This is a genomic window from Halomonas zincidurans B6 (assembly GCF_000731955.1).
GTDB classification, from domain to species: domain Bacteria; phylum Pseudomonadota; class Gammaproteobacteria; order Pseudomonadales; family Halomonadaceae; genus Modicisalibacter; species Modicisalibacter zincidurans.
The window spans coordinates 1,521,462-1,544,856 of sequence record NZ_JNCK01000001.1; the positions used below are offsets into that span (position 1 = coordinate 1,521,462).

At 64.0% G+C, this 23,395-nt stretch carries 21 protein-coding genes and 1 pseudogene; 14 read left to right on the plus strand and 8 right to left on the minus strand.

Annotated elements, in window-relative coordinates; all coding sequences use genetic code 11:
* Positions 1-364: 364 nt before the first annotated feature.
* The 5 genes from HALZIN_RS0107050 (at position 365) to yidD (ending at position 6,148) form a co-directional block, all read left to right on the plus strand.
* Positions 365-1,534: an efflux RND transporter periplasmic adaptor subunit gene (locus HALZIN_RS0107050; RefSeq protein WP_051907425.1), complete on the plus strand. Its 1,170-nt coding sequence runs from the start codon at positions 365-367 to the stop codon at positions 1,532-1,534.
* On the plus strand, positions 1,534-4,599 hold the full coding sequence (locus HALZIN_RS0107055) for an efflux RND transporter permease subunit (protein WP_031383529.1): 3,066 nt from the start codon (positions 1,534-1,536) through the stop codon (positions 4,597-4,599). Before HALZIN_RS0107050 ends, HALZIN_RS0107055 begins: the two co-directional genes overlap by 1 nt.
* Positions 4,600-4,868: 269 nt before the next feature.
* Positions 4,869-5,324, plus strand: coding sequence for a transcriptional repressor (locus HALZIN_RS0107060; protein WP_031383530.1), 456 nt, complete (start codon positions 4,869-4,871; stop codon positions 5,322-5,324).
* 73 nt (positions 5,325-5,397) lie between these two features.
* The gene (gene hisI, locus HALZIN_RS0107065) at positions 5,398-5,847 is read left to right on the plus strand and encodes a phosphoribosyl-AMP cyclohydrolase (RefSeq protein ID WP_031383531.1); all 450 of its coding nucleotides are present in this window, start codon (positions 5,398-5,400) and stop codon (positions 5,845-5,847) included.
* A 4-nt stretch (positions 5,848-5,851) separates the two neighbouring features.
* Positions 5,852-6,148 carry a membrane protein insertion efficiency factor YidD gene (yidD, locus tag HALZIN_RS0107070; RefSeq protein WP_031383532.1) on the plus strand — a complete coding sequence of 99 codons (297 nt, stop codon included), beginning with the start codon at positions 5,852-5,854 and terminating at the stop codon, positions 6,146-6,148.
* A gap of 28 nt (positions 6,149-6,176) precedes the next feature.
* Here the strand turns inward: yidD and HALZIN_RS0107075 are convergent, their stop codons facing one another.
* The 3 genes and pseudogenes from HALZIN_RS0107075 to HALZIN_RS18675 all read right to left on the minus strand — a co-directional run.
* Positions 6,177-6,596, minus strand: coding sequence for a SufE family protein (locus HALZIN_RS0107075; RefSeq protein WP_031383533.1), 420 nt, complete (start codon positions 6,594-6,596; stop codon positions 6,177-6,179).
* Positions 6,597-6,660: 64 nt separating this feature from the next.
* Positions 6,661-6,786 carry a hypothetical protein gene (locus HALZIN_RS17850; protein WP_422723635.1) on the minus strand — a complete coding sequence of 42 codons (126 nt, stop codon included), beginning with the start codon at positions 6,784-6,786 and terminating at the stop codon, positions 6,661-6,663.
* Between the two features lie 50 nt (positions 6,787-6,836).
* A pseudogene (locus tag HALZIN_RS18675) lies at positions 6,837-6,965 on the minus strand (tyrosine-type recombinase/integrase); the annotation flags it as partial.
* A gap of 188 nt (positions 6,966-7,153) precedes the next feature.
* Here HALZIN_RS18675 and HALZIN_RS16795 point away from each other — a divergent pair.
* A complete protein-coding gene (locus HALZIN_RS16795; protein WP_035575219.1) occupies positions 7,154-8,119 on the plus strand; it encodes a DNA-binding protein in 966 nt (321 codons plus the stop codon).
* Positions 8,120-8,539: 420 nt separating this feature from the next.
* Here the strand turns inward: HALZIN_RS16795 and nfuA are convergent, their stop codons facing one another.
* The gene (gene nfuA, locus HALZIN_RS0107090; RefSeq protein ID WP_031383534.1) at positions 8,540-9,127 is read right to left on the minus strand and encodes a Fe-S biogenesis protein NfuA; all 588 of its coding nucleotides are present in this window, start codon (positions 9,125-9,127) and stop codon (positions 8,540-8,542) included.
* Between the two features lie 264 nt (positions 9,128-9,391).
* Here nfuA and metH point away from each other — a divergent pair, with 264 nt between their 5' ends.
* The 3 genes from metH to HALZIN_RS0107105 all read left to right on the plus strand — a co-directional run bounded on the left by metH (position 9,392) and on the right by HALZIN_RS0107105 (position 15,436).
* Entirely contained in the window at positions 9,392-13,141 is a 3,750-nt protein-coding gene (gene metH, locus HALZIN_RS0107095; protein ID WP_084173676.1) for a methionine synthase, read from the plus strand.
* 155 nt (positions 13,142-13,296) lie between these two features.
* Positions 13,297-14,949 (plus strand): nitrite/sulfite reductase, encoded by a 1,653-nt coding sequence (locus HALZIN_RS0107100; RefSeq protein WP_031383536.1) that lies wholly within the window; start codon positions 13,297-13,299, stop codon positions 14,947-14,949.
* A complete protein-coding gene (locus HALZIN_RS0107105; protein WP_031383537.1) occupies positions 14,942-15,436 on the plus strand; it encodes a DUF934 domain-containing protein in 495 nt (164 codons plus the stop codon). The genes HALZIN_RS0107100 and HALZIN_RS0107105 overlap by 8 nt, the downstream gene beginning before the upstream one ends.
* 73 nt (positions 15,437-15,509) lie before the next feature.
* Here HALZIN_RS0107105 and smrA read toward each other — a convergent pair whose 3' ends face one another.
* The gene (smrA, locus tag HALZIN_RS0107110) at positions 15,510-16,106 is read right to left on the minus strand and encodes a DNA endonuclease SmrA (RefSeq protein ID WP_031383538.1); all 597 of its coding nucleotides are present in this window, start codon (positions 16,104-16,106) and stop codon (positions 15,510-15,512) included.
* 138 nt (positions 16,107-16,244) lie between these two features.
* On the opposite strand from smrA, the gene HALZIN_RS0107115 reads away from it, so the two are divergent.
* The 5 genes from HALZIN_RS0107115 to pdxH all read left to right on the plus strand — a co-directional run bounded on the left by HALZIN_RS0107115 (position 16,245) and on the right by pdxH (position 20,074).
* A complete protein-coding gene (locus HALZIN_RS0107115; RefSeq protein ID WP_031383539.1) occupies positions 16,245-16,667 on the plus strand; it encodes a gamma-glutamylcyclotransferase family protein in 423 nt (140 codons plus the stop codon).
* 310 nt (positions 16,668-16,977) lie between these two features.
* The gene (gene wrbA, locus HALZIN_RS0107120) at positions 16,978-17,601 is read left to right on the plus strand and encodes an NAD(P)H:quinone oxidoreductase (RefSeq protein ID WP_031383540.1); all 624 of its coding nucleotides are present in this window, start codon (positions 16,978-16,980) and stop codon (positions 17,599-17,601) included.
* Complete coding sequence (locus tag HALZIN_RS0107125; protein WP_031383541.1) at positions 17,598-17,987, plus strand: DUF2069 domain-containing protein; 390 nt, start codon at positions 17,598-17,600, stop codon at positions 17,985-17,987. The genes wrbA and HALZIN_RS0107125 overlap by 4 nt, the downstream gene beginning before the upstream one ends.
* A complete protein-coding gene (locus HALZIN_RS0107130; protein WP_031383542.1) occupies positions 17,984-19,237 on the plus strand; it encodes a hypothetical protein in 1,254 nt (417 codons plus the stop codon). The genes HALZIN_RS0107125 and HALZIN_RS0107130 overlap by 4 nt, the downstream gene beginning before the upstream one ends.
* A gap of 195 nt (positions 19,238-19,432) precedes the next feature.
* The gene (gene pdxH, locus HALZIN_RS0107135; protein WP_031383543.1) at positions 19,433-20,074 is read left to right on the plus strand and encodes a pyridoxamine 5'-phosphate oxidase; all 642 of its coding nucleotides are present in this window, start codon (positions 19,433-19,435) and stop codon (positions 20,072-20,074) included.
* Between the two features lie 86 nt (positions 20,075-20,160).
* Here the strand turns inward: pdxH and HALZIN_RS0107140 are convergent, their stop codons facing one another.
* The 3 genes from HALZIN_RS0107140 to HALZIN_RS0107150 form a co-directional block, all read right to left on the minus strand.
* The gene (locus HALZIN_RS0107140; protein WP_031383544.1) at positions 20,161-21,045 is read right to left on the minus strand and encodes a glycine betaine ABC transporter substrate-binding protein; all 885 of its coding nucleotides are present in this window, start codon (positions 21,043-21,045) and stop codon (positions 20,161-20,163) included.
* A gap of 97 nt (positions 21,046-21,142) precedes the next feature.
* Positions 21,143-21,985 carry an ABC transporter permease gene (locus HALZIN_RS0107145; RefSeq protein ID WP_031383545.1) on the minus strand — a complete coding sequence of 281 codons (843 nt, stop codon included), beginning with the start codon at positions 21,983-21,985 and terminating at the stop codon, positions 21,143-21,145.
* Positions 21,986-23,188, minus strand: a complete 1,203-nt coding sequence (locus HALZIN_RS0107150; protein ID WP_031383546.1) for a quaternary amine ABC transporter ATP-binding protein — start codon at positions 23,186-23,188, stop codon at positions 21,986-21,988.
* Positions 23,189-23,395 lie beyond the last annotated feature (207 nt).

A 23,395-nucleotide genomic window follows, 5' to 3' on the forward strand; every position in this document is an offset into this window, starting at 1 on the left:
TTGACCAGGACAGGACGGCTCCGCATCCGGCGGGGCCGTCTTGTCCTGGCATCAAGGAAAGCGGTGCCGGGATCGGGTCGAGTCGGTTGCGCGAGTCATGATGTATGAAGAGCGTGATCCGCGGCCCCAGCAACCAGGCACTTGATTTCGCATAATATATATTATGTTAAAATCATGGGAATCGCATCTGATCCGCCCGTTCCCATGCTCCTCGCCGTGCGGCAATTTCCCCCTTGCCTGCCAGGCCGCGTCGATTCATTGCGATTTTCAACTACTGGCTTTTGTTGTGCGTTGCTCGCATGATACGCGGTTAGCGTTCATCTTGGCTCCGCTGGCAGATTAAGAGAATTCGGGAAAACCGCGCATGAAAACCGCCACACGCATGATCGTCGTCCTGGTATTGCTGGCCGTGATTCTCGGAGGGATCTTCGGCTGGAAGTTTCTGCAAATGCAGAAAAGGGGCGAACAGATGTCGCAGGCCCAGCCACCGACGCTGGTCGACAGCGCCGCCCTGGACACCGAAGCCTGGCGACCACAGATCAAGTCGGTCGGCTCGCTGCGGGCAATCAATGGCGTGGCGGTTTCCAACGAAGTCGCCGGCGTGGTCAGCGAAATCGCCTTCGAATCCGGCCAGCGCGTCGCGCGTGGCGATATCCTCATCAAGCTCGAGGACAGCGTCGACCGGGCCGCGTTGGCTGCTCTGGAAGCCCAGGCCCGGCTAGCCAACGAGACGTTCCGGCGATACTCCGACCTGCTGCCGCGCAACGCTATCTCGCAGTCGCAATATGACGAGGCCCAGGCCAATTATCAGGCTGCACGGGCCGATGTTGCACAGCAACAGGCGCAGCTTGACAAGAAGACCATCCGCGCCCCGTTCGATGGCGTGGTCGGGCTGCGCCAGGTCGATCTGGGCGAATACATCGCCGTCGGCACGCCGATCGTCGAGTTGAACATGCTCGACCCGATCTACGTCGACTACAGCGTGGCCGAGAAGCAACTCGACCAGGTCCAGGCCGGTCGCCAGGTCGAGGTTCGCGTGGCGGCATTTCCCGAGCGAGCGTTCGACGGCGTGATCGAGGCCGTGGCACCGACCGTGGATGAAAGCAGTCGGACGCTGGATGTACGGGCCAAGCTCACCAACTCGGAGCGGCTGCTGCGCCCGGGGATGTTCGCCGACGTCCGCACCCTGGCGCCGGACAGCGTCAGCGTGCCGACGCTGCCGCGTACCGCCCTCGCCTTCAATACTTATGGCGATTACGTCTTCAAGATCGTCGAGAACGACCAGGGCCAGGCGATCGCCCAGCGCACCCAGGTCAGCATTGGCCGCCTGCGTGGCGACCAGGTGGAGATCACCCAGGGGCTCGAGCCCGGCGATCGCGTCGTCGCCACCGGCCAGCTGCGCCTGCGCGACGGTCAGCCGATTCAGATCAAGGACAAAGGAGCCAGCGAGGATAGCGCGGACGCGGCGAGCAATGCGAATGGCGGCGCACCGGCTTCCGATAGCGAGGCGTCGAACGCGGAGGCGCAGGGCTGATGAAGTTCACCGACATCTTCGTTCATCGGCCGGTACTGGCCACCGTGGTGAGCCTGCTGATTCTGCTGATGGGCCTGCGCGCCGCGATGGACATGGAAGTGCGCCAGTACCCGCAACTGGAAAGTACCGTGATCACGGTCTCCACGGCCTACCCCGGAGCCAGTTCCGAACTGGTGCAGGGCTTCGTGACCACCCCGCTGCAACAGGCCATCGCCGAGGCCGACGGCATCGACTACATCAATTCGCAGAGTATTCAAGGCGCCTCGACCATCGAGGTGAACATGACGCTCAACTACAATGCCAATGCCGCGCTGGCCGAAATCCAGGCCAAGGTGGCGAGTCAGCGCAGCGTATTGCCCGAAGCCGCCGAGAGTCCGGTCATCGAGTCCTCGACCGGCGACTCGACGGCATTGATGTATCTGGCGTTCTATTCCGGCGAGATGCCGGTGCCGCAGATCACCGACTATCTGACCCGCGTGGTCCAGCCCAAGCTGCAGGCACTGTCCGGGGTCGCCAAGGCGCGCATCTTTGGTCAGGGCTTCGCCATGCGCATCTGGCTCGACCCCCGGCGCATGGCCGCGCTCGACGTTACCCCGCAAGAGGTCGTCGCGGTGCTCGAGAGCAACAATTACCAGGCCGGCGTCGGCAAGACGCGCAGCGAATTCGTGGCCGTCAACCTGACCGCCAACACCGATATCAGCGATCCCGAGCAGTTCGAGGATCTGGTGGTGCGCAACGACGACGGCGACCTGGTGCGGCTGCGCGATATCGCCCGCACCGAGTTGGGGGCGGAAAGCTATGACAGCACCGCCTGGTACAACGGCACGCCGGCGAGCTTCATGGCCATCGAGCAGGCGCCGGGCGCCAACCCGCTGGATGTGGCCCGGGCCGTGCGCGAGACGATGCCGGAGATTCGCCGCCAATTGCCCACCGGGCTCGACGTGGTGCTGCCCTACGATGCCTCGGAATTTATCGAGGATTCGATCAACGAAGTGATCAAGACGCTCGCCGAGGCGCTGGTCATCGTGCTGGTGGTGATCTTTCTCTCGCTGGGTTCGTTCCGCGCGGCGCTGATACCCGCCGTGGCGGTTCCGCTGTCGTTGATCGGCGCCGCGTTCGTGATGCTGCTGATGGGCTTCTCGCTCAATCTGCTGACGCTGCTGTCGATGGTGCTGGCGATCGGCCTGGTGGTCGACGATGCGATCATCATCGTCGAGAACGTCCACCGCCACATCGAGGCCGGCGAAAGCAAGTTCGAAGCCGCCCTGAACGGCGCCCGCGAGATGGCCACGCCGATCATCGCCATGACCACCACGCTGGTCGCCGTCTATGCGCCGATCGGTTTCATGGGCGGGCTGGTCGGTTCGCTGTTCACCGAGTTCGCCTTCACCCTGGCCGGTGCGGTGGTGATCTCGGGAATCATCGCCCTCACCCTCTCGCCGATGCTGGCCGGCAAGGCGCTCAAGCCCCACGGCAATCCGTCGCGTTTCGAACGTGGCGTCGAAGCCACCTTCAATGGCCTGGCCAACGGCTACCGCGCCATGCTCTCACGGGCACTGGAAACGGTCTCGGTGCTGGTCGTTTTCGCCGTGGTGGTACTGGCGTCGATCTATTTCATGTTCATCACCAGTCAGAACGAGCTGGCGCCGACCGAAGACCAGGGCATCATCTTCTTCCAGGGGACGGCGCCGCAGACCGCGACGCTGGACTACCTCAAGCGCTTCGCCAACGACATACAGGCCGAGGCCGAACAGATCGACGGCTACGACGAAACCTTCATGATCCTTGGCGGCACCAGCGCCGATACGGTATTCGGCGGTTTCAAGATGAAGCCCTGGAGCCAGCGTGACATCTCGCAGATGGAGGTCATGCCGAACCTGCAGGCGGCTCTGGGTCGGGTGACCGGGCTGCAGACCGCGGCGTTCGCGCGCCCTTCCCTGCCCGGTTCGAGCGGCGGCTTGCCGATCCAGTTCGTGCTGACCACCGCCAATAGCTTCGAGGAGCTCAACGCCGCCGCCGATGAACTGCTCGGCAAGGCCATGGCCAGCGGCAACTTCGCCTTCCTGCGCAAGTCGATCAACCTCGACCGGCCGGTGACCAGCATCCAGGTCGACCGTGATCGCGTCGCTGACCTGGGGTTGACCATGGCCGACGTCGGTCAGGCGCTGGCCACGCTGCTTGGCGAAGGCTTCGTCAACCGCTTCAGCATGGAAGGCCGCAGCTACAAGGTGATTCCGCAGGTCGACCAAGCCTACCGGCTCGACGCCTCGATGATCGAGAATTACTACATCGCCGCCGACTCGGGCCGCCAAGTGCCGCTGGCCAGCCTGGTCAGCTTCGAACGCGGCGTCGAGCCGTCCAAGCGCACCCAGTTTCAGCAGCTCAACGCGCTGACCCTGGAAGGCGTGCCGCGCCCCGGCGTGGCCCTGGGCGATGCCCTGGCCTGGCTCAACCAGAGCGCGGCAGAAACCCTCACCGCGAACTATTCGGTGGACTACGCCGGGGCCTCGCGGCAGCTGATGAGTCAGGGCAGCGGCCTGGTTCTGACCTTCTTCCTGTCGCTGTTGGTGATCTATCTGGTCCTCGCCGCGCAGTTCGAAAGCTGGCGCGACCCGCTGATCATCCTGGTCTCGGTGCCGATGTCGGTGGCCGGCGCGATGGCCTTCATCACGCTCGGCGTATCGACGGTCAACATCTATACCCAGGTCGGGCTGATCACCTTGATCGGGGTGGTCGCCAAGAACGGCATCCTGATCGTCGAGTTCGCCAACACGCTGCAGCACGAGCGCAGCCTCGACAAGCGCCAGGCGGTCATCGAGGCGGCGACGATTCGCCTGCGGCCGATCATCATGACCTCAGTGGCGCTGATCGTCGCCATGGTGCCGCTGCTGATCGCCACCGGCGCCGGCGCCGTCAGCCGTTTCGACATCGGCCTGACCATCGCCTCCGGCCTGGGTATCGGCACGCTGTTCACACTGTTCGTGCTGCCGGCGTTCTACATCCTGCTGGCCCGCGATCACAACGCGCTCCGCGATGCCGGTCGCGAAGCACAGCCCGGCCATTGAGCACGAGCCCCGCGCGAACGGCGCGGGGCTCGCTCGATACTGGCAGTTTCACCCAGGGCAATCGCAGTTGAACTGACGAGGGGCGCCGGAAATAAGCCGAAGAGGAGGTCCGACACCATGGATGGCGTCGGTAGCGTACAGGGAGGTATTCACAGCGCCTCCACACAGGCTTGTCGACGAATCAGCCCCGAGCGACAACGCTGTCGCGCCTGGCCGCTCATCGCCCAGAGGCGTAGACTCGATCTTCCACGATTAACGATGCGCTGTAGATGCCCGACACTCAGACCCTGACCCAGCAGGCCGAGCGCCAGTGCCACCAGCGAGGCGTACGCTTCACGCCGATTCGCCGGCGCGTGCTGGAAATGATCTGCGCCTCGCCTGGCGGTCTCAAGGCCTATGACCTGCTCGACAAGCTGGCCGCAGTACACGCCGCGGCACGGCCGCCGACGGTCTACCGCGCGCTCGACTTTCTGATCGAACAGGGTCTGGTGCATCGTATCGAATCGCTCAACGCCTATGTCGCCTGCCCCTGCCCCGAGTACCGTCACGGTTTTCAGTTGTTGATCTGTCGTGACTGCGGCCGGGTCGAGGAGCTGCACCTCGACGAGGTCAGCGCGCAGCTCAGCCAGCGTTCCGCGCGGCTCGGCTTTCGCGTCGATCGCCAGACCATCGAGCTGCTGGGCATCTGCGATGCCTGTCAGCTGGCGCCGGCCGAGTCCCGATAGCCGCCGGCAAGACCTCGGTTCGCTGCACGCAATTCTCTGCACGCAAGCGACGCCAGATACGTAACGGAACCTCATGAGTAAATTGTTCAAGTCCCTGGAATCCGCCCCGCCGGGCGAGCGCCTGGACACCGGCGCACTCCTCGATGCCGTGCGCTGGAACGACGCCGGCCTGATCCCGGCGATCGCCCAGCAGCACGATAGCGGCGAAGTGTTGATGATGGCCTGGATGAACCGCCAGGCGCTCGAGGAGACGCTGGCCAGCGGGCGAGTCTGCTACTTTTCGCGCTCGCGCGCGAAGTTATGGCGCAAGGGGGAGACCTCGGGCCAGGTGCAGAGCCTCGTCAACGCACGGCTGGATTGCGATGGCGACGCCTTGCTGCTCGGCGTCGACCAGCGCGGACCCGCCTGCCATACCGGTCGACGCAGCTGCTTCTATATCGCCCTGGATGCGCAAGACGGCGAGATCGACGCCGCGCCGTTGGTGGATCCGGCCACGCTTTACCGCAATGGCGACAAGCGCTAAGCGCATGGCTCGCCTGCTGCGAAACATCTCGACCGCGCTGCTGCTGGTAGTGCTGCGCGGCTATCAATATCTGATCAGCCCCCTGCTCGGCCCGCGCTGTCGTTTCTGGCCGAGCTGCTCGAACTATGCGATCGAGGCGCTGCGCCTGCATGGTCCGGCCCGGGGCGGCTGGCTGGCACTCAAGCGCATCGCCAAATGCCACCCCTGGCATGCCGGGGGCATCGATCCGGTGCCGGAGTGCCCGGACTGCCGCCAGCCGGTGCCCGACGAGACCGCCTCAGAAGCGAACGACACTCGCTAGACGGCCTTTGCGCCTTTCGATCACGCAATCAGCCCGATACCGCCTGCTGCTCGGCGACCGCGTAGATGTGCTTGAGCATCGCGTGCAGGCCGTTCGAACGGGTCGGCGACAGGTGCTTGTCGAGCCCCAGTTCCTCGAGGAACGTCGGCTGAGTGGCGACGATCTCGCGGGCCGGACGATCGTTGTAGATCCGCATCAATACCGCGATCAGCCCCGACACGATGGCAGCGTCCGAGGTGGCCTCGAAATGCACGCTATCGGCGCGGCTTTCATGGTGAATCCAGACGTTCGACTGGCAGCCCTGGATCTTGGTCTCCGGGGTCTTGAGTTCTTCCGGAAACGCCGGCAGTTGCTTGCCCATGTCGATGATGTACTGGTAACGGTCCATCCAGTTGTCGAACAGACCGAATTCCTCGATCAGCTCGGCCTGGGCTTGTTGAGCGCTCATGATCTCTCCTCGATCGGTCGTAGCGCTGATTATAACGTCTCAGCCCGGGCGGCGTCCGCCATGCTCACTGCTCGCCCAGGCGATGGGCGGCTATCTGCTGCCGCCATTCGTCGGCCTCGGCATGCAGGTAGCGGGCGGTGGTATCGCGTCGCGAGTGACGCGCGGTCTTGGCCAGATAGCGCAGTTCCACGCCGGCCTGCGCCTGATGGGTCAGCGCGGTATGCCTCCCCCCCCCTGCGAGGCGAACATCCCCTGCAGAATGACCAGGCTCTGCCGGCGACTGGCCGCCGACAACGGCCGGCGAAACGGGCGCCACTGGAGATGGCTGCGTGGGCGAGGCGGTCCTATCCAGCGCTCGGGCGGCTGCGGGTGGCGATCCCGCTATCGCCCTGCCCCGGCGATCCATGAAGTTATCAGCACGCAAGATAGTGTATTATCCATATTACGTAATATGTATCAAATGGATGATGCTGCAAACACGCGGCATTGGGTTAAAATCGATCGGCCAAGCAAGTGGGTCGCTTGAACCAGGCGCATATAACAGCGAGGAGACCGTCATGGCACGCAGCGGAGTGCAGTTCGAGGATGTCCAGCGAGCGATCGATGTGCTGCTCAAGCGCGGCGAGGCGCCGGGGATCCAGAAGATTCGCGATGTGCTGGGCACCGGGAGCTTCACCACCATCAGCGAGCACTTTCGCGAATGGCGGGAGCAGCGCGACGCCAACCGCGACCAGCCCACCTGGCAGGACATTCCCGAGCCCGTCGAAACGCTCGTGCACTCGCTGTGGGAACAGGCGCAGCAGCACGCCAGCGACGGCCTGAGTCACTATCGCGAAGAAGCCGATCGACTGGTCGAAGAGGCGCGGGAGCAGGCGCAGCGTTCGCGGCGCGAAGCCGAGGATGCCCTTCAGCGCGAAGCGGCGATCAACGAACATTGGCTTCAAGCGCAGGCGCGGCTGCAGGAGCACAGCGCACTGATCGCGCGCCTCGAGGCGGTGCAACAGGCCGCCGAGCAGCGCGAGAACGAGCTGAACCAGCGGCTGGCGGCGGCCGAGCGTCAGGCGGGCGAGGCGCGGCAATCGTTACGCGACGAGCAGGCCCAGCACCAGACGGCCTTGAAGGCGCGCGACGAGTATTGGAGCGAGCAGCTCAAGCAGGAAGAACAGCGTCACGAGGCGGCCGAAGCGCGCTTGATGGCCTTGCTCGACGAGGCGCGTCAGGAAAGGCAGCGCAGCGAAAAGAATCAGCAGCAGCGTATCGACGCACTCGAAAAGCGCCTCGCCGAAGCCGACAAGGACAGACAAGCCACCCGGCGTGCGCTGAACGAAGAGCAGGCCAGCCATCGCGAGACACAGTGGTCGCTGAACAAGGCCGAGGATGCGCTCAGCGAAAGCGAGCGCCGGGTGCGACAATACGCCGACGATCGGGCTGAAAACGACAAGGTCGTGGCGCAGCTCCGCGAACGCCTGCAGGATGCCGAAGCGCGCCTGGCCCGGGTCAACCTGCCGCCCTTCGTCTATTGATGGGCTGCTCGCACAGCCATGATCGGACGCAAAAGAGCCGCCCCGTTGCCCGGGCGGCTCTTTTCAGGTTCTTCGCGGATCAGCGTGAAACGTCAAGACCCCGCTATTGGGAATAAACTCCCTGCCAGGCAAACCAGCCTGGATGGCCCACTGGAGCATGGGGACTCCTGAGGGAGGGAACTTGTTCCCGATTGGCGCCGCAGGCGCCCGGCATGGCCGGGGAGATACAGTGCCCGCCGCCATCGCGAATAAATTCGCTCCCACAAGGACAAACTAACTGGCAGGGGGCTGTGGGAGGGAGCTTGTTCGCGATGATCTGTGCCGCATTTCCCGGTAAAATGCGATGAACCTCTTTTTACTGATTACTTCTGTTGGCTACGCTACCTGGCGACTGATCCCCGTGGGACGCGGCGATCACGATCAATAGTACGCGTTGGTGGTATCGGTATGATCGGTGACGTCGCGGATCCCGGCGAGTTCGGGGATGCGCTCGACCAGGGTCTTCTCGACGCCCTCCTTGAGGGTCAGGTCGACCGCCGCGCAGCCCTGGCAACCGCCGCCGAACTGCAGGATGGCCATGTTTTCCTCGGTCAGCTGGATCAGCTTGACTTCACCGCCATGGGAAGCCAGTCCGGGGTTGATCTCGCTATAGAGGATATAGTTGATGCGGTCCTCCATCGGGCTGTCGGCGTTGACCTTGGGCATCTTGGCGTTGGGCGCCTTGATGGTCAGTTGCCCGCCCATACGGTCGGCATTGAAGTCGACCACCGCCTCCTCGAGAAACGGCACGCTGTGCGTGTCGAGGAAGACCGTGATCTTGTCCAGCGCCAGGCGCTCGTCGCTGGGCTCTTCCTCGCCGGGACGGCAGTAGGCCAGGCAGGTCTCGGCATACGGCGTGCCCGGCTGGGTGATGAAGATGCGCACCGCGATCCCCTCGACGTTCTGCTTGGCGAGCAGCTCGGCAAGGTAATCCTGGGCGCTATCGGTGATCTGGATGTTCTCGCTCATGAATCTCGCCCCATCAAGACAATACGGTGATTTGCCCTAATGGTATGCAAAAACGCCGGGCGGCACAATCCTGACTGAAATACTCGGACTTATGAGCCCCGCGAGGTCGCTCTAGGCTAGCAACGGGCGGGAGTGCCCCGATCGGGCGCGTTTCTGGTAGCATGGTCGGCCATCGAAAGGCCCGCGCCCAGGCATTTCGAGCCGCCATCGGCAGGCCGCCGGGCAACGACAACCGAGAACGATCGCTGGAGACAGATGCCGACCATGGCTACCGCGCCCCCTTCCCCATCGCTTTCTACCGCGCTGCCCGCCAGCCCCCCCGAGGCATTCGCCAGGACCCTCGGGCAGCGCATCATGCTGCTCGACGGCGGCATGGGCACCATGCTGCAGAACGCTCAGCTAAGCGAGGCGGAGTTCCGCGGCAAGCGTTTCAGCGACTGGGCGACGCAACTGCAGGGCAACAACGATCTGCTGGCGCTGACCCAGCCGGCGCTGGTCGAGCGCATCCATCGCGACTACCTCGAAGCCGGCGCCGACATCGTCGAGACCAACACCTTCAACAGCACGCGACTCTCGCAGGCCGACTACGGCATGCAGGCGCTGGTGGTCGAGCTCAATCGCGAGGCCGCGCGGCTGGCACGGCGGGTCTGCGATGCGGTCGGCGAGGAGACCGGCGTGCCGCGCTACGTCGCCGGGGTTCTCGGGCCGACCAGCCGCACGGCGTCGCTGTCGCCGGACGTCAACGACCCGGCCAAGCGCAACGTCACCTTCGACGAGCTGCGCGAGAACTATCATGAAGCCGCGCAGGCGCTGATCGAGGGCGGCGCCGATCTGATCATGATCGAGACGATCTTCGACACGCTGAACGCCAAGGCGGCGATCTACGCTCTCGAGGAGCTGTTCGACGCTCGCGGCCAGCGCCTGCCGGTGATGATCTCGGGGACCATTACCGACGCTTCGGGGCGCACCCTCTCGGGGCAGACCACCGAGGCGTTCTGGAACTCGATTCGCCACGCCTCGCCGCTCTCGGTGGGCCTGAACTGCGCGCTGGGTGCCGCGGAACTGCGTCCCTACCTGGAAGAGCTGTCGAGCAAGGCCGATGCGCTGGTCTCGGCCCACCCCAACGCCGGGCTGCCCAACGCGTTCGGCGAGTACGATCAGAGCCCCGAGGAGATGGCGGCGATCGTCCGCGAATTCGCCGAAAGCGGCCTGGTCAACGTCATCGGCGGTTGCTGCGGCACCACCCCCGAGCACATCGCCGCGATTCACGCCGCCGTCGCCGGAATCGCGCCGCGTCAGGTCCCCGAGCGACCCCGGGCGTGCCGGCTGTCCGGTCTCGAGCCGTTCAACATCGAAGCCGACTCGCTGTTCGTCAACGTCGGCGAGCGCACCAACGTCACCGGCTCGGCGCGTTTCAAGCGACTGATCAAGGAGGAGGATTTCAATACCGCGCTGGAAGTGGCCCTCGAGCAGGTCGAGAACGGCGCCCAGTTGATCGATATCAACATGGACGAGGGCATGCTCGACTCCCAGGAGGCGATGGTGCATTTCCTCAAGCTGGTCGCCTCCGAGCCGGATATCTCGCGGGTGCCGATCATGGTCGACTCCTCCAAGTGGGCGATCATCGAGGCCGGGCTCAAGTGCATCCAGGGCAAGGCGGTGGTCAACTCGATCTCGCTCAAGGAGGGCGAAGCCGCCTTCCGCGAGCAGGCGCTGGCCTGCCGGCGCTTCGGCGCCGCCATCGTGGTGATGGCCTTCGACGAACAGGGCCAGGCGGATACCTTTGCTCGCAAGACCGAGATCTGTCAGCGCGCCTATCGACTGCTGGTCGACGAGATCGGCTTTCCCGCCGAGGACATCATCTTCGACCCCAACATCTTCGCCATCGCCACCGGCATCGAGGAGCACAACAACTACGCCGTCGATTTCATCGAGGCGGCCCAGTGGATCACTGACCACCTGCCCCATGCGATGGTCTCGGGTGGCGTTTCCAACGTGTCGTTCTCGTTTCGCGGCAACAACGCGGTGCGCGAGGCGATCCACTCGGTGTTCCTCTACCATGCCATCAAGGCCGGGCTGACCATGGGCATCGTCAACGCCGGCCAACTGGCGGTCTACGACGACCTGCCCGCCGAGTTGCGCGAGGCGGTCGAGGATGTGGTTCAAAATCGCCGCGACGACGCCACCGAGCGGCTGCTCGAACTGGCCGAACGCTACAAGGACGAGGCCGCCGGCGGTGCCAGGAAGGAAGACCTCGAGTGGCGCGGCTGGGCGGTCGAGAAACGCATCGAGCATGCCCTGGTCAAGGGCATCACCGCGCATATCGAGGAAGACACCGAACTTGCCCGGCAGCGTGTCGAGCGCCCCATCGAGGTGATCGAAGGGCCGCTGATGGACGGCATGAACGTGGTCGGCGACCTGTTCGGCGAGGGCAAGATGTTCCTGCCCCAGGTGGTCAAGTCGGCACGCGTGATGAAGCAGGCGGTCGCCTACCTGCTGCCGTTCATCGAGGCGGAGAAGACCACCGATACCCAGGCCAAGGGCAGGATCGTCATGGCCACGGTCAAGGGCGACGTCCACGACATCGGCAAGAACATCGTCGGCGTGGTCCTGCAGTGCAACAACTACGAAGTGATCGATCTCGGCGTGATGGTGCCGGCCGAGAAGATCCTGCAGACCGCCCGCGAGGAAAACGCCGACATCATCGGCCTGTCGGGGCTGATTACCCCGTCGCTGGACGAGATGGTGCATGTCGCCAGGGAGATGCAGCGCCAGGGCTTCGAGCTTCCGCTGCTGATCGGCGGCGCGACCACCTCCAAGGCGCATACCGCGGTCAAGATCGACCCGCAGTACGAGCATCCGGTGATCTACGTCACCGATGCCTCGCGCGCGGTGGGCGTGGCCAGCCGGCTGCTCTCGCGCGACAGCAAGCCGGACTACGTCCAGGCCATTCGCGACGAATACGTCCAGGTTCGCGAGCGCAATGCCAAGCGGCGTCCCAAGGCCGCCGATCTTTCTTATGCCCAGGCCCGCAAGCGCCGCTTCGTGCCGGACTGGCCGGCCTATACCCCGCCGGAGCCGAGCTTCATCGGTCTAAAGACTTTCGAGGACTATCCGCTCGACGAACTGATCGAGCGCATCGACTGGACGCCGTTCTTCATGAGCTGGCAGCTGGCCGGCAAGTACCCCAGGATCCTCGACGACGAGGTGGTCGGCGAAGCCGCGCGCAACCTGTTCGACGACGCCCAGGCGATGCTCGCCAAGCTGGTCGACGAGAAACACATCACCGCCCGCGGGGTGATCGGCCTGTGGCCCGCCAACAGCGTCGACGACGACGTCATCGAAGTCTACGCCGACGAATCCCGCGAGACGGTCGTCGAGCGCCTGCACCACATTCGCCAGCAGACCACCCGCAATCGCGACGGCATCTGCTACAGCCTCGCCGACTTCATCGCCCCGCGTTATGACGTGAACGGCGAGCCGAGCGGCAAGCCCGACTGGATCGGCGGTTTTGCCGTGACCACCGGACATGGCGTCGACGAACTGGCCAAGCGTTACGAGCGGGCCGGCGACGACTACAACGCGATCATGGTCCAGGCCCTGACCGACCGGCTCGCCGAGGCCTTCGCCGAGCGCATGCACGAGCGGGTGCGCAAGGAATACTGGGGCTACGTGCCCGACGAGGCGCTCGACAACGACGCGCTGATCGCCGAGAACTATCAGGGCATCCGGCCCGCGCCGGGCTATCCGGCCTGCCCCGACCATACCGAGAAGGCCACGCTGTTCCGGTTGCTCGAGGCAGAAGCCAGAACGGGGCTCGAGCTGACCGAGAACTTTGCGATGTGGCCGGCGGCGGCGGTGGCCGGCTGGTATTTCGCGCATCCCGAGTCGAAGTACTTCGCCACCGGCAAGATCACCCGCGACCAGGTCGAGGCGCTGGCCGACCGCAAGGGCATGTCATCGAGCGAACTGGAACGCTGGCTGTCGCCGGTGCTCAGCTACGATCGCGACTGAGATGTGGCTGGATGTACCCACAAGTAGTGCGTTTTAATAACATATAGTCCAACAAAATATGACTATTTATTCTTTCATCGAATAAAAGAAACGGAGTATGGTCTCTGCCATAAGCCACGGATCCCATTTCGCCCTGACTAGCAGGACACCCCGGTATGTATCGGTACGACACCTACGATCAGACGCTCGTCGACGAGCGCGTTGCCCAGTTTCGCGATCAGATGGACCGCTATCTGGCCGGTCGCCTGAGCGAAAGCGAATTTCTCCCGCTGCGGCTCCAGAATGGCCTGTACATTCAGCGTCATGCGCCGATGCTGCGCATCGCGATTCCCTACGGCATGCTTTCGAGCCATCAGCTGAGAACCCTGGCCGGCATCACCCGACGCTACGATCGTGGCTACGGTCACTTCACCACCCGCCAGAACCTGCAGTTGCATTGGCCGAAGCTCGAGGACGTGCCGCAGATCCTCGCCGAGCTGGCCGAGGTGCAGATGCACGCCATCCAGACCAGCGGCAACTGCATTCGCAACACCACCAGCGATCAGTTCGCGGGCATCGCCAGCGACGAGATCGAGGATCCGCGGCCGTGGTGCGAACTGATCCGCCAGTGGTCGACGCTGCACCCGGAATTCGCCTACCTGCCGCGCAAGTTCAAGATCGCCGTCACCGGCGCCGACCATGACCGTGCGGCCATCCAGGTCCATGACATCGGTCTGCGGCTGTGGCGCAACGAGCTGGGCGAGCTGCGGGTACGGGTGCTGGCCGGCGGTGGCCTGGGCCGCACGCCGATGATCGGCGACGTGGTGCGCGACGACCTGCCCTGGCAGCATCTACTGACCTACCTGGAAGCCTGCGTGCGCGTCTACAACCAGTTCGGACGCCGCGACAACAAGTTCAAGGCGCGCATCAAGATCCTGGTCAAGGCCCTGGGGATCGAGGAATATCGCCGTCGCGTCGAGGAGGAGTGGGCGCACATCAAGGATGGCCCGCAGACGCTGACCGAGGCCGCGGTCGCCTCGGCCCGGGCGCACTTCCCCGAGCCGCCGCGCCGCGCGGTGAGCGAAGCGGCGATCGCCACCTATGAGGCGCTGCGCCGTGACAATCGCGACTTCGCGCGCTTCGTCACCAATAACGTCATCGATCACGTCGACCCCGGCTACAAGGCGGTAACGCTGTCGCTCAAGCGTCGCGAACACGCCCCGGGCGATGTCACCGCCGACCAGATGGAGGCCATCGCCACGCTCGCCGATGCCTTCAGCTTCGGCGAGATGCGCGTCACCCACGAGCAGAACGTGGTGCTTTCCGACGTGCCGGTCGACGAGATCGAGGCGCTCTGGCACAAGCTTCGCGATCTGGGCATGGCCAATCCCACGGTGGGCACGCTCAACGACATCATCTGCTGTCCGGGCGGCGACTATTGCTCGCTGGCCAACGCCGTGTCGATCCCCATCGCCCAGGCGATCCAGGAGCGTTTCGAGGATCTCGATTTTCTCTACGACCTGGGACCGCTGGATCTCAACATCTCGGGCTGCATGAACGCCTGCGGTCACCATCACGTCGGCAACATCGGCATCCTCGGCGTCGACAAGAAGGGCGAGGAATACTATCAGGTCTCGCTGGGCGGCAACTCCCGCGACGATGCCTCGCTGGGCAAGATCCTCGGTCCCTCCTTCTATCGCGAGGACGTGCCCGAGGTGATCGACAAGGTGCTGAAGGTCTATGTCGAGCAACGCCATGAGGACGAGCGGTTCCTCGACACCTACCGCCGCATCGGCATCAAGCCGTTCAAGGAGCGCGTCTATGCCTGATACCAGCCTGATCAAGCTCGGCCAGCCGGAGCAGGATACCTGGGCACTGTCGCGGGACGAGGCAAGCCTGCCCGAAACGCGCCCGGCCATCGTGCCGCTCGGCGTATGGCGCGAGCACCGCGACGACGCCTCGCTGGCGCCCTGGTTGCCCAGCGACACCCAGCTCGACGCGCCGCTCTACGACGCGTTGCGCCAGGCGCCGCTGATCGCCATCGACTTCCCGAGCTTTACCGATGGCCGTGGCTATTCGCTGGCGCGACTGTTGCGCGAGCGCTACGGCTATACGGGCGAGGTTCGCGCCATCGGCGACGTGCTGATCGACCAGCTGTTCTACATGACCCGCTGCGGATTCGATGCCCTGGCGCTGCGTGACGATCAGCACCTCGACGATGCGCTGCGCGCATTGGGTGCCTTCAGCGTCAGCTATCAGCCCGCAGTGGACGTCAAGGAAGCGCTCTTCGAGCGGCGTCTGCGCGAAGCGACCTGAAGCCGACACCGACCGCAACACAGGCGCCGCCCGAGGGCGGCGCTGTCGTTAGATGCGTTCCCCTGCCTTGCGATCAGCCGCGACGTTTCTGCTGGCGCTCGCGATTGCGTGCGCGCTCGCGCTCGGACTTGCGCAGCATCACGTAGGTGGCGCCGATCCCGCCGTGTGACGGTACCGCCGAGGCATAGGCCTGGACCTGATCGAATTGCTGCAGCCACTTGGCGACGTACGAGCGCACCACGTTGGCGTGACTGTCCAACGCCCTGCCGCGGCCGTGCACGACGAGCAGACAGCGCAGATCGCCGGCGGTGGCGTCTTCGATGAAGCGAAACAACTCCTGGCGACAATCGCGCAGCGGCCGCTTGATCAGATGCAGCCGCGCTTGCGGGGCATAACCGCCCTGGCGAAGACGATCGAGCACCCCGGTCTGGATACCGTCCCGGCGGTATTCGATCGGATCGATCGACGCCACCAGATCGACGAACTCATCGCTCAGGAAGTTCGCCGCCTGCGCGTCGGCCTCGGCGCTGGCCCGCCTCGCCAGTTGTGCCTCGCTGGGCATTGCGGGCTGGGTGTCCAGGCTGGCCTTGTCGCGGCCCTTGGAAACCGGACGCACCTTGCCGGCCATCAACTGCGTGAAATCGCTGTCTTCGTCGAACTGACGATTCATGGCTACGCCCTCCGGCCGTTCATCGTGGTGCTTAATCATACCAAAGCCGCAGCCGCTGCCTTAAGCGCCACGCTGTCGCAGCCGAAAAAATGCTATGGCATGATCGGCGGCGTTTGCCACGGTTCACAGGACGGACAAATGAAATTGATCAAGCGCCTGGCCTTGGCGCTGTTGACGATGATTGCCCTGGCGACCGGCTATCTATGGTTCGTGTTCGCCAGTCCCTACGGCTATACGCCACCCGAAAACTTGCCGGCCATCAGCCGTCAGGAACCCCACCGGGTCTTCGTCTATGGCACGCTGCGTTCTGGCGTCGTGCGCTGGCTGGTCTATGGCCGCTGGGGCGACCCGCAGCCGAGCGTCCTGCCGGGTTACGATCGCGAAGGCCTGGATATCGAGAAACAGCCCGGCGCCGAGGTCTCGGGCTTGGTGCTCAGCGTCTCCAGCGAGGAGCTGGCGGCGCTCGATCGCTACGAGCGGCTCGGTGTGCGTTACAGCCGGTATCGCCTGAGGCTGGCCAATGGTCAGCAGGCCTGGGTCTACGCACGCATTCAATCCTGACCCGGCATTGGGGTGACGCCGGGAAGGCGAGTTGTGGCGGGCACTTGGCGCGCTTTACAATGCATGACCCACTCCCTTTACGGTAAGGCTGCGTATGACGCCCCTGACCCTGTCACAACCCGCGCTGCTCGAAGTCGCACCAGGCGCTCAAGTTGCTGGAAGAGCGCGGCTGTGACTTTCATGTTCGCCGCTATTTCGACGAGCTCCTGTCCCGCGAAGAGCTCGCTGCGTGATCGGCCGCTCTCCCGAAACCATTCTCGCCCTGATCGATGCGTGCTGAGCGCTCGACTGTAGGCAACAAGGAGCTGTCATGAGCGATTCACGTCCCTACGTGCTGGTCCTCTATTATTCCCGCTTCGGGGCTACCCGCAGCCTGGCCGAACAGCTGGTGGCCGGCATCGAAAGCCAGGCTGGCATCGACGCTCGGCTGCGCACGGTACCGGCGGTTTCCGCGCGCAGCGAAGCGGTCGAGCCGGAGATCCCCGCCGAAGGCGCGATCTACGCGACACTCGATGACCTGCGCGGCTGCGCCGGCCTGGCGATCGGCAGCCCTACACGCTTCGGCAACATGGCCGCGCCGCTCAAGTACTTCCTCGACGGCACCAGTGAGCTGTGGCTGAACGGCGCGCTGGTCGACAAGCCCGCGACCGCTTTCACCTCCACCGCCAGCCTGCATGGCGGCCAGGAAGCGACGCTGCTGACGATGCTGGTTCCCCTGCTGCATCACGGCATGGTGTATGCCGGCGTTCCCTACAGCGAGCCGGGGCTGGTGGCGACGACCTCGGGGGGTACGCCGTACGGGACCAGCCATGTCGCCGGTGCCCGCGGCGAGCGCAGCGTCGACGATGCCGAACGGGAACTGGCCTACGCCCAGGGCAAGCGCATCGCACGCTTGGCGCTGGCCCTGCAATCCACTCAGGGAAGTGCCGGATGAACGGACTCGAACGGCTCGAAGCGCGCCACGGGCTCGAATCGCTGACCCGCAAAGCGCGCCAGGCCGTGCTGGCAAGCTTCGTGCTGCTCATCGCGCTGCTCTTGATCAGTGGCTGGCAACTGCGCAGCAACAACGGAATCGAGTGGCTGCCGGTGTTGGTGCGCGCCCTGCCGCTGGTCCTCTTCCTGCCTTCGATCCTCACCCGCCGCCCGCGCGGCCACGCCTGGCTGGCTTTCGTCAGTCTGCTGTATATCGCCCAGGGGGCACTGCTTACCACGCTACCCAGCCAGGCCTGGTGGGGCTGGCTCGAGGTTCTGGCGGCAATGGCGCTGTTCTTCGCCAGCGCACTGTACGCCCGCTGGCAAAGTCGCCTGCTGCGCCGGTGAAGCCCTCCAGCGCGCTGATCCTGGCGATGCTCGCGACGAGTATCGCGAGCACCCTGGCAGGCTGGCCGATGTGGCCGGCGGCGCTGCTCAGTTGGCTGGCCACCCTGCGGCTGGCCCGGCAGTTGCCGCGGGCTTCGCGTCATCAAGTGCTGTGGCTGGGGGGCGCCGGGGGGCTGATCTGGCTGGTGGCGCTGATGCGCGACACGCCCTACGCGCCGATTCAGGCGCTGACCATCAATCAGGCCCTGCTGATGATGTTCGCCGGAGTCAGCTTCCTGTCGATGGCGACACCCGCCCAGCCTGCGGGCGAACGCCCGCGAAACGGCAGCCTGTGGGGAACCCTGTTCGGCGTTCACCTGTTCGGCGCGGTGATCAATCTCTCGGCGCTATTCCTGTTCGCCGATCGCATGCAGCGTGACGGCACGCTGAGCCGTCGCCAGGCAATGGTGCTGGGCCGGGCGTTTCCGGCCGCCGCCGCCTGGTCGCCCTTCTTCGTCGCCATGGGGGTCGCACTCACCTATGCCCCGGGGCTCGACTTCACGGAACTGCTGCCGTGGGGCGCGGCCAGTGCCGTGCTGCTGCTGGGTCTGGTGGCGCTCGATACTCTGCGCGTCCCGGGCCCGTTCGTCGGCTATCCGCTGAACGCCAGTGCGCTGGTCCTCCCCGGTGTGCTGGCGGTCACGGTAATGGCGATGCACGAGTGGCGTCCGACGATGTCGATCCCGTTGATCATCAGTATCGTTTCGCCCATTGCAGCCTTGCTGCTGGCTCCCCGGCATGAGCGTGATGCACGCCTGAGACAGCAGATCGACCACGGCCTGGCACGCCTGGTGCCCCAGTTCGCGCTGTTCCTGGCCGCTGGGGTGCTGTCCAGCGGGCTGAGCGCGCTGCTCGCCAGTTTTCCCGCCGGGCTTTCACTGCCGTTCGTCAACTACGGCCATTGGCAGGCCTGGCTGAGTTTGGGGGGCATCGTGACGGCGGCCTTCATCGGCATCCACCCGCTGGTCAGCGTGACCACGCTGGCGCCCCTGCTGACGACCCTCGATCCGGATCCGACGCTGCTGGGCATGGTATTCCTGATGGGCTGGGCGCTGGGCACCGGAAGTAGCCCGCTGTCCGGCAGCAATCTCGTGCTGTGCACCCGCTATGGCGTCAATGCCCGCGACATGCTGGGCTGGAACCTGCCTTATGCGGTGCTCGGCTGGCTGGGCTGCGGACTGATCTTTGCGGCCCATGCCCAATGGGGATGATCGTGCTCGAGCCTGTCACTTGGGCGCGTATCTGCGCTGGCCACGCCGGGTCTTTATACCGATCATGAGAGCATGATGAGAGCAAAGTGCCATGCGTCGCGAGCCGACGAGACACCATCAAGCGGGTTTTGCCTCGATCGCCTTGAGTGCGCCCGGATCAGCAGCGATCATGAAGGGAAATACCAGGAGAACGCCATGAACACCGATATCGCCGACGTCAGACGCAACTACAGCGGAGATTACCTCGACGCCAGCAATACCCCTGGCGAGCCATTGGCGCTATTCCAGCAATGGCTGGCGCTGGCGCTCGAGCGCGAGGCCGACGATGCCAATGCCATGACCCTGGCGACCGTCGACAGCCTGGGATTGCCGCATGCGCGTATCGTGCTGCTCAAGGGCATCGACGAACGTGGTTTTGCCTTCTACACCAGCTATCAGAGCCACAAGGGCGCGGAACTCGCCAATGTCCCGCATGCCGCCCTGGTCTTCTGGTGGCCGGCTACCCAGCGCCAGGTGCGTGTCGAAGGGCGGGTGGTCCAGGTCGACGAAAGCGAATCGGACCAGTACTTCCAGCATCGTCCGCGGGCCAGTCAGCTGGGCGCCTGGATATCGCAGCAAGGCGTCGAGATCCCCGACCGGACGTGGATCGAGGAGCGCAAGGACCGCTTTGAACGGCTTTACAACGGGCAGGACGTGGTCCGCCCACCGCACTGGGGAGGCTACCGCGTCGTTCCGGAAATCGTCGAATTCTGGCAGGGCCAGGCCGATCGCCTTCACGATCGGCTGCGCTATCGTCGCCACGACGACAGCTGGAACAAGGTACGTCTGGCGCCCTGAAACCCGATCCTCGGCAAGCCTGAAAAAAGAAGCGCCCGGCCTAGGCCGGGCGCTTACGCATCGATGGATCTAGCCGGATCGCAGGCTTAGCTCTCGCCTTTCCACTCGTTGACGATCTCGGGATTTTCGTCGACCCATTTCTGGGCGTTGGCGTAGGGGTCGCTGCCCTCTTCCTGGTTCATCAGCATGACTTCGCCCATCTGCTCCGGTGTCCACTCGAAGTTGTCGAGGACTTCGTAGACTTCCGGCATGTCCTTCTCGAGGCCCTGGCGGACGATGGTGCGGATCTGCTCGGTATCGCCGTAGACGTTCTTGGGGTCGTCGAGATACTTGAGGTCCCAGCGCGAGAACATCCAGTGCGGCGTCCAGGCCGTGACGACAATGTCTTCTTTATTCTGGATAGCCGACTGCAGCGCAGCGGTCATCGTGGCGCCGCTACCGCTGCGTAGCTTGATGTCGCCCTGAAGGCCATATTCATCGATGACGTCTTCGGTCAGGCCCATCAGGCCGGCGCCGGGATCGATACCGATGATTTCGCCATCGACAAGGTCGGCCTTCTCGCCGAGTTCCGCGATGGAGTCGATGTCGGTATAAGCCGGCACCGCGAGTCCGAGCTTGGTGCCGTCGAGATTGGTTCCCAGATCGACGACCTTGTCCTTGGTCTGTTCGAAGTAATTCTCGTGGGTCGTCGGCAGCCAGGCCGCGACCATGCCATCGGCATCGCCGTAAGCGACCGCCTGCCACATCGCCGCCGCCGACAGCGACGACATCTCGACGTCATAGCCCATATCCTCGAGCACCGCACGAACCACGTTGGTTGACGCAACTTCGGATGACCACTCGACGTAGGCCAGCGTCACCGTGCCCTTGCCTTCCTGCTGAGCCTGGGCAACGCCAGCGACGCCCAGTCCGGCGATCATCATCATTGAACCGAAGCGTACGGCACGTGACATAGCATTGAACGTTTTCATCACTTTCCCCTTCTTTGGTTGAGTGTCCGGGTGCCGTCCGATTAGCTGCCTCGGAACGTCACCCGCCGACGCCCCTCGAAGCGTCGGCTGCAGCGTCTTAACGCGCCTTCACGGGCTTGCGGAAGGCCTGAGTCAGGCGATCCAGCAGCATGGCTAGAATGACCACGGCGATGCCCGCCTCGAAGCCATCGCCCGGGCGCAGCCGCTGGATCGCTTTCCAGACCTCGCTGCCCAGGCCATCGGCACCGATCATGGCGGCGATCACGACCATCGACAAGGCCAGCATGATGGTCTGGTTGATGCCCGCCATGATAGTCGGCAACGACAGCGGCAACTGTACCTTGAACAGTTTCTGGCCACGTGTCGAGCCGAAAGCATCGGCGGCTTCGATGAGTTCCTTGGGCACCTGGCGAATGCCCAGGGTGGTGAAGCGGATGGCCGGCGGCATCGAGAAGATCACCGTGGCGAAGATCGCCGAGACCGAACCGATGCCGAAGAACGGAATCGCTGGAATCAGGTAGACGAAGGCCGGCATGGTCTGCATGAAGTCAAGAACCGGCATGATCACGCTATACAGCCGGTCGGAGAGCGCGCCGAGTATGCCCACCGGCAGCGCGATCACCACTGCCACGAGGGTGGCGAACACCACTAGCGTCAGCGATTCAATCATCGGATACCAGAGCCCCATGTTCCAGATCAGCGCCAGACCGAGTACCGAGCCGATCGCCAGGCGGATGCCCGCTACCCGCCAGCAGAGCAGTGCGATGAGCGCCATCAGCGCCCATTCAGGCATCCAGGCCAGGGCGTCGTTGATGGTATTGATTCCACCCTGGGTGAACCGTGAAATGCCGCGGGTCACGGATGCGTATTCGGTGGTCAGAAAGTCCAGCCCGGTTTCGATCCAGTCGCCGAGCGGTATACGGGGAATATCGATAGCCATTTAGTGTTCTCCAGCTTCAGCCAGTTCCGCCAGCACGGCGCCCTTGACCACCACGCCGAGCAGACGCTGGTCCGCGTCGATCACGGCGATCGGGTAGCTCTTGTCGTTGAACATTGCAAACAGGTTATGCAGCGGTTCGTCGGGGCCGACCTTGGGGAAATCGTCATGAATCAGCTCCTTGATGGACTGAACGCCTTCCCTGGCCGCCCGGTCAGCGGCGTCGGCCTCGATCAACCCGAGCAGCTTGCGATCGCGACTGGTGACGTAGATCGAATCCAGGCTGTTCTCGCTGAGCTTGTGCAGTACCGTGCGCGGGCCGTCGTCCTCGCGTGCGGTGGCACGCACCGGGCGCATGGCGCTGCGTGCGGTGAGGATGCGCGACATGTCGACCCCTTCGATGAAGCGGGCGACATAATCGTCGGCGGGATTGGTAAGAATATCCTCGGGCTTGCCGATCTGGACGATCTCGCCATCCTTCAACAGGATGATCCGATCGCCGATGCTCAGGGCCTCGTCGAGATCATGGGTGATGAAGATGGTGGTCTTCTTCATGCGGTGCTGCAGCTCGAGCAGTTCCTGTTGCATGTCCTTGCGGATCAGCGGGTCGAGTGCCGAAAAGGCCTCGTCCATCAGCATCACGGTCGAATCGTTGGCCAGCGCCCGTGCCAGGCCGACGCGCTGCTGCATGCCCCCGGAAAGCTGGTTGGGCAAGGCGTCTTCCCAGCCGCCGAGACCGACCTGCTTCAGCGCATCGCTGGCGCGCCGGGTGCGCTCCTGCTTGTCCACGCCGCGGACCTCAAGGCCATATTCGGCATTCTGCTGTACGGTGCGATGCGGGAACAGCGCGAAGTTCTGGAACACCATCGAGAAGTGACGGCGCCGGCAATGCAGCAGCTCCTTCTCGGACAGCGTGGGGATATTCTCGCCGTCGATGACGATCTCGCCCTCGGTCGGCTCGATGAGCCGGTTGAGACAACGGATCAGGGTCGATTTTCCCGAGCCCGAGAGACCCATGATGACCAGCAATTCACCCTCTTGGACATCGAAGCTGACATTGGAAAGACCCAGCGTCTGGCCGGTCTGCTCGAGAATCTCCCCGCGGCTCTTGCCCTTGTCGCGCAGTTCCAGTGCCTTCTTCGGCTGATTGCCGAAGACCTTGCTCAGGCCGCGTACCTGAATCTTGGTCTGTTGCGTTTCGCTCATCGGCTTTGCCTGTATGTCGTGATCGTTTTATTTGATGCGAAACGACGCGGCGAAGATTTCTCAACGCCATCGCAGCGCCGTATTTTCATAACGAGTGGTTATAGCTCTTATTGCATCATACAATCTTATTAATAGTGCTTCAAATCAGAAGTACTGATGATTGATCAACGGTTCAATTTCCCCATGGCCAGTTACGGAGGAATTCCG